Source organism: Actinoplanes sp. NPDC049316, from assembly GCF_040677315.1.
GTDB lineage: Bacteria > Actinomycetota > Actinomycetes > Mycobacteriales > Micromonosporaceae > Actinoplanes.
Genome location: NZ_JBFAQM010000055.1, coordinates 22,975 through 28,974, shown reverse-complemented (window position 1 = coordinate 28,974; position 6,000 = coordinate 22,975). Strand labels below are relative to the sequence as shown.

Genomic DNA, 6,000 nt, shown 5'->3' with positions numbered 1-6,000 from the left:
CAGCGGGGAAGTATCTGGCCGTCCGCGGGGAGGACCTTGGCCATCAGCGGGGCGGTAAATGGCCGCCTATGGGGATCATTCACTGGCCGCGGACAGAACCGAGACGGATTGCTGCTCGCTATGCGGGTTTGACGGCGACACCGCCGTACACCGAAACCTGTTCCGGGGGCACGTTCGGGCTGGCGGGGTCGGGTCGCCAGTCGCTCACAATCTGCAGGCCGGGTTCGACGAGGTTCAGTCCGTCGAAGAACTTGGCGATCTGCTGCGGGTCTCGGTCGTAGAAGTCGTCGCGGCCGGGGAAACTGGCCGTGGAGAGCTGCTCAGCAGCCGGTCGAGGAATCATTGCGGAGCTGGCGTGGGTCAGGACGAGGTGGCTGCCGGCGGGCAGGGCGTCCATCAGGGTGTGCACGAGGCGGTACGGCTCGGCGGTCTCGGGTACGAAGTGCATTACCGCGACCAGCATCAGCGCGACCGGCTGTGTCAAGTCCAGGGTGGCACGTAGTGCCGGATCGGTGAGGATGTCGGCGGGTCGGCGTAGGTCGGCGTCGATGTAGCTGGTGGCGCCGGCGGGGTCGCTGGTGAGCAGGGCCCGGGCATGAGCGAGCACCATCGGATCGTTGTCGACGTACACGATGCGTGACTCGGGGGCGAGCTGCTGGGCGACCTCGTGGGTGTTGTCGGCGGTCGGCATGCCGGTGCCGATGTCGAGGAATTGGCGGATGCCGGCTTCGGCGACGCAGTAGGTGACGGCGCGTTTCAGGAAGGCGCGGTTGGCGCGGGCGGCGATCACGATGTGCGGCCAGATGTTCGCGATGGCGTCGCCGGATTCGCGGTCGGCGGCGAAGTTGTCCTTGCCGCCGAGCCAGTAGTTGTAGCGGCGCGCCGGGTGCGCCTTGCTCGTATCGATAGCCTCTTCGTCCATTTGTGATCCATCTCGATGGCTAGGTGGGCAGGCCGGCGCGGTCGCGAGCGTGTGCCGCTGGTGATGGTCTGGTCGAGGGTGGAGGGGCGCAGCGCCGCGGTGGTGGGCCGCCACGGTGTGCGGTGCTGCGCCCCTCCGGCCGGTCCGAGCCGATCGGGGGGTCCTCGTGCTGCGAGGTGGCTCGGGCCGGAGATTGTGGGGCCGGTCTACTGCCGGGGTTCGCGCCACATCGGGTACAGCTGTGGCGCTTGAGTACCGGCGGGGAACGGGCTCTTCGGGTCGTAGCCGTGGCGGACGAACAGGCGGCTGTCGCGGGCGCCGGTTGCTTCGACGTAGGCGGGCAGTCCGGCGGTGTCGAGCTGGCGGTGGTGATGCTCGAGCAGCTGGGTGCCGATGCCTTGCTGGCGCAGGTCCGGCGGCACGGCAAGGTAGCCGAGCCGGTGGTGCGGCCGGTCGACGGGTTGGTGCTTGGTCCGGGCGGTGTCGAGGTCGACGAACCGGGAGAGGTGGGCTCCGGTGGCTTCGGCCAGGCGCGGAGCGTAGCCGGGGATGGTCACGCTGGCGGGTCCGTTGATCGGGTACCAGATCGCGGCGGCGCGGCCGGCGCCGATGACGTCGACGTGGCCGTGTGTCATCGCGTGCGGGACGACGATGCGGAAGTAGCGCCGAATCGTGTGCTGGCGGGTCTGGTCGTCGCCGACGAGGTGGCGTCCGAGGCTGGTGCGTGCGAATACGGCGGCCAGGAGGTCGACGATCGGATCCATGTCGCGGCGGGCCGCCTGCCGGATGGTCGGTCGCCGCCGGATGTCAATGACAGTCATCGCAAGTCCTCTTGCGGGCGGTGTGGTGGCCAATCATGCGAAAGTCCTCTCAGTGAAGCTGGCCGAGATCCGGGCGTGATGAACGAATAGAGCTGGAGGGCGCGCCACGGGTGCAGCTGCACGCCCTCCGTCCCGGCTCGCGAGAACCGGGTGCACGGGCCGGAGACCCGAACCGCGGCAGCTATTCGCGGTGTTCGGGACGCCACATCGGGTGCAGCAGCGGCCCGCCGTCGGCGATGGGGAACGGTTCGAGCGGGCTGTAGCCGCACCGCTGATACAACCGACGGTTTCGCTCGCCGGTCGCCTCGAGGTAGGCGGGCCGGCCCACGGCGTCGAGCAGCTGGTGGTGGTGCTCGAGCAGCCGGCTTCCCAGCCCCTTGCCTTGCAGGCCGGGCTGCACCGCCAGGAAGGCGAGGTAGTCATGCTCGCGGCCGGCGGGGTGGCGGTCGTGCATGGCCTGGTCGAGGGCGATGAAGCGCGGTAACGCCGGTCCGACCGCTGCGGCCAGGCGTTCGTCGTAGTCGGGCAGGGTGAAGGAGAACCCGTCGGCGTCGACGGGGTACCAGATCGCCGCGGCAGCGGGCATCGCTGCCCCCGGTTCGGCGATCATCTCGACGTGCCCGGCGCCCAGAGCGTGGTCGGCGATGATCTCGAAGTAGGGGAAGTACGCGCTGGCCCGGTCGGCCGTGTCCGGGATCAGATGTCCAGCGAGGTCGCCGTGAAAGAACGCGGCAACCAGCAGCATGGTCAGCATCTGGTAGTCACTGTCGTCGGCGCGGCGGATGACCGGCGTGCTCTGGTCGGTCAGCATCAGCGCATCCCTGCCAGGGTCGGGCGGGCGACGCCGTTCCCGATCCGCTCGTACGCTCCCGGCCGGACCACTTTGAGGATCAGGGCGACGGCGACGCCCAGCAGCGCGACCACGGGGATCGAGGCGGGGAAGTACCAGCGCAGGCTGTCGGTCGCGTCCACGCCGAGCAGCAGGTGGAAGTTGTCGACGGTCTGCCACAGGATGATGGTCAGCAGGACCGCGGCGAGCGTCGGGCACAGCAGTCCGCGCCAGGCGCTGACCACCTGTTCACCGGTGGTGCGGGCGCCGTTGGTCGGTGCGGGAACGCCGCGGACCAGGTCGGCGACCTGCTCGGCGCGGCGTCGGCGGGAGCGTTGCCGCAGGAAGTAGGCCAGCATCGCCACCGAGGTCAGCACCATCAGCGTCAGCACGCCGAGCCCGGCGGAGGCGGTGAGCCAGAAGAACAGCTTCACGTAGGGGTCGAGGCTGGTGATGGCGTATCCGATGATCACGACAAAGCCGATGGCCGACTGCAGGATGGAGGCGGCGACCGGGGCCTTGGTGCGTTGGGAGGTGCGGCCGAACGCTGCGGGGAGCATCCCGTCGCGGCCCATGGCGTAGAAGTAACGGTTGGAGGTGTTATGGAAGGACAGGTTCGCGGCGAACAGGCTGGTGATGAACAGCAGGTGCCCGATGGTGATGACGAACGCGGGCAGGTAGCCCGCCGACAGCTTGAAGATCAGGTTGGTGCTCTCGGCGCCGGCTTGTTCGACGATGTTGTCCGGTCCGGTGGCCACGGTCATCGCCCAGGCGCAGAAGCCGTAGAGCACTCCGATGACCGCGAGCGCGATGAACGTCGCCAGGGGGACGGTGCGGTGAGTTTCCCGGGTTTCCTCGGCGAAGACGGTGGTGTTCTCGAACCCGACGAACCCGGCGATCGCGATGGTCAGCATCACCCCGGCGCTGCCGGCCAGCAGCCACGACGGTGACAGCGTCTCAAAGCTGACCTGCCCCTGGTGCGGGTGCGAGACCTGCACGATCGCGAAGGTGACCGCGACGACGATCTCGGAGATCAGCAGCACGGCCAGGAGTTTGGCGCTGAAGTCCACGCGCAGCAGTCCGAAGATCGCGACGACGGCCCAGGCGACCAGAGCGCATTTCCACCAGTCGACGTCGGTGTGCAGGTTGGCCTTGATGAAGTTCGACGCCTCGTAGCCCAGGCCCCCGTAGAGGCCGACCTGCATCGCGTTGTACGACAGGATCGCCACGAACGCCGTTGCGGCTCCGGCGACGCGGCCCAGGCCCGCGGTGACGTAAACGTAGAACGCGCCGGCGTTGGGGATCTGCCGGGCCATCGCCACGTACGGCAGCGCGAAGATCCCGAGGATCACCGCGACGGCGACATAGGCGATCGGTACGCCGCGTTGCTGGGCGATGGCGAACCCGCCGGTCGCACCGCCGGCGATGACGGTCAGGGGCGCCGCCGCCGCCATCACCTGCGCGGTGACACCGCCGACGCCGAGCCGGCCCTTGGCCAGGCCGGTTCTCACGTTGCTGATCGGTGCAGCTACAGCTGTCACGTCAAATGCTCCACAAATCGAGGGGTGGGGTCCATCAGGGGTCAGCTCAAGCGAGCTGGGACGCGCGGGCGGTGACGATGCTTTCCACGGCTCCGAGCACCGCCAGCACGCAAGGGTGGTCGGCCAGCCGGGACTGGATCTGCTGCATGGTGTAGTCGTAGGTGCCGGCCGGGGCGGCGTCGAGAACGTTGTGCAGCAGGCCGGAGGCGTGACACAGGCCGGCCAGGACGACGTCGCCGGCGTCCAGCTGCCGGTGGGCGCGGCATTGTTCCGAGAGGCGGGCCCGCGGCCACGCGGCGTTGTTTTTGTCCGCGGGCTTGTAGATCGTGCTGGTGCTCAGCACGCGGCGGCGCTGTTCCACCACGATCTGGTTTGCCCGGCCGAGGCGCTCGGCGACTTCTTGTTCGGCGGTGTCGGCCAGGAACGAGACCCACTGCTCCACCGGCAGGAAGTCAGCCTGGCCGAGGATCGTGTCGAGCACCTTGTGGGCCAGAGCATCGCGCGGGACCGTCTTTCCCCGGCGAGCATCCGCGGCGGGCTCGAGCCGTTCCCGGTACACCTCGATCCACTCGCCGGCGGCGAGCTCGGCGAGCAGCGCGCCCGCCAGCGCTGCCCCGACCACGTCGGGGTGTGCCCGCATCTGGCCGGTGCGGTCGTCGAGCGCGACGAAGAACACGTCGTCAGCGAAGGGGAAGGTGTTCATGGCTTGCGCACGGTCGGGGTTGGCGATCGCCTCGACGTCCGCCGGGCTGCCGGCGTCGGCCGGACCAGGCACATGCGCATGCCAGGCCGGAGCGTGCGGCGGCGCATACGGCGAAGGCTGCGGCGCCTCGCGGGCGAAAGATGTCGTCACCGGGTACGCGCCGCGGCTAATCAGGTTCGCATCGCCGAGCTCGCTACCCGGTGTCATGGGAAGGTGCTGATCGGCGGGCCGAGCGGCTGGCTGCGGTTGACGGATCGGCTGCACTACCGGCTGACTGACGCCATCGGCGGAGTGGCGGGGTCCAAGCTCGTCGGCGAAGAATCGGCCGGGTCCGCTGCGTGGATGACTCACCGCTGCCGGCACCTTGCACGAGCGCCGGCAGACCCATGAATGCCGGCGGTGAGGGGGGACATGACGTTGCCTCCTTCTACGAGATCCAGGACATGCAGGAGTTGAGGGCGGGCCGGGCGCAGCCAACTCGCGGCGACGAACGAGGTGCGCCCGGCCCGGCACCGGAGCTGACCGATCGGGAATCCCGCACAGCGGGTCGGTCAGGTGTCACGCCCGGCGCAGCGTGAGCATGTGCGCCCAACGTCGCCGGGGGTTTCTGGGCGTTCATGAGGCTTGTCGAAGGAGCAACTCGCGAGCCTCCGCGGGCGGTTCCGTCCACTCGATGAACCGCTGCCAAAGCTGCTCTGCATTGAGGTCTTGAAGGTCCTTGACGGCGAGTTCCATCAGTGCGGCCGACAACGTGGCCACCTTCAACCAACCGAAGGCATGAAGCAGGTATCTACGGGCTGGTGCGCAGGGCCACGCCAACGTGCAGGCAGCACACGTCCAAGCCGGAAGTAGTACCCGATGCGGGTGGCTGCCCAGCTGTTCAAGGACATCTCGATCTCCGGCAGCCGCCCTCAACAGCTCTCGTTCGTGGACAGCGGAGTAGTTAGCGGAACCTCTCGTCGATGCGACAGAGGACACAGCGCAAGCGGTCTCCCGTCGCGGTGACAGGGAAGAGGCGGGGTGGTGTGCTGGCTTGTCACGGGGCAGGCGCACGGTCAGCACGCCAGCACCGGACTTCACGTCGCAGTGCATGATGTCGATTGGCTGGTTACGTCGGGCCCGGCGGCTCCTCATCGGTCTCGACGTGCAGGGCCCGGAGTCGAGGCCGGTCACTCCGAGACGAG

At 68.6% G+C, this 6,000-nt stretch carries 5 protein-coding genes; all 5 read right to left on the bottom strand.

What is annotated here, in order from left to right:
• Positions 1-118: 118 nt before the first annotated feature.
• The 5 genes from AB0K03_RS40625 to AB0K03_RS40605 all read right to left on the bottom strand — a co-directional run bounded on the left by AB0K03_RS40625 (position 119) and on the right by AB0K03_RS40605 (position 5,179).
• On the bottom strand, positions 119-922 hold the full coding sequence (locus AB0K03_RS40625; RefSeq protein WP_364697351.1) for an SAM-dependent methyltransferase: 804 nt from the start codon (positions 920-922) through the stop codon (positions 119-121).
• A gap of 206 nt (positions 923-1,128) precedes the next feature.
• On the bottom strand, positions 1,129-1,743 hold the full coding sequence (locus tag AB0K03_RS40620) for a GNAT family N-acetyltransferase (RefSeq protein ID WP_364697348.1): 615 nt from the start codon (positions 1,741-1,743) through the stop codon (positions 1,129-1,131).
• 181 nt (positions 1,744-1,924) lie between these two features.
• On the bottom strand, positions 1,925-2,554 hold the full coding sequence (locus AB0K03_RS40615) for a GNAT family N-acetyltransferase (RefSeq protein WP_364697345.1): 630 nt from the start codon (positions 2,552-2,554) through the stop codon (positions 1,925-1,927).
• Complete coding sequence (locus AB0K03_RS40610) at positions 2,554-4,113, bottom strand: APC family permease (RefSeq protein ID WP_364697342.1); 1,560 nt, start codon at positions 4,111-4,113, stop codon at positions 2,554-2,556. Before AB0K03_RS40610 ends, AB0K03_RS40615 begins: the two co-directional genes overlap by 1 nt.
• A 46-nt stretch (positions 4,114-4,159) precedes the next feature.
• The gene (locus AB0K03_RS40605) at positions 4,160-5,179 is read right to left on the bottom strand and encodes a GPP34 family phosphoprotein (protein ID WP_364697339.1); all 1,020 of its coding nucleotides are present in this window, start codon (positions 5,177-5,179) and stop codon (positions 4,160-4,162) included.
• Positions 5,180-6,000 lie beyond the last annotated feature (821 nt).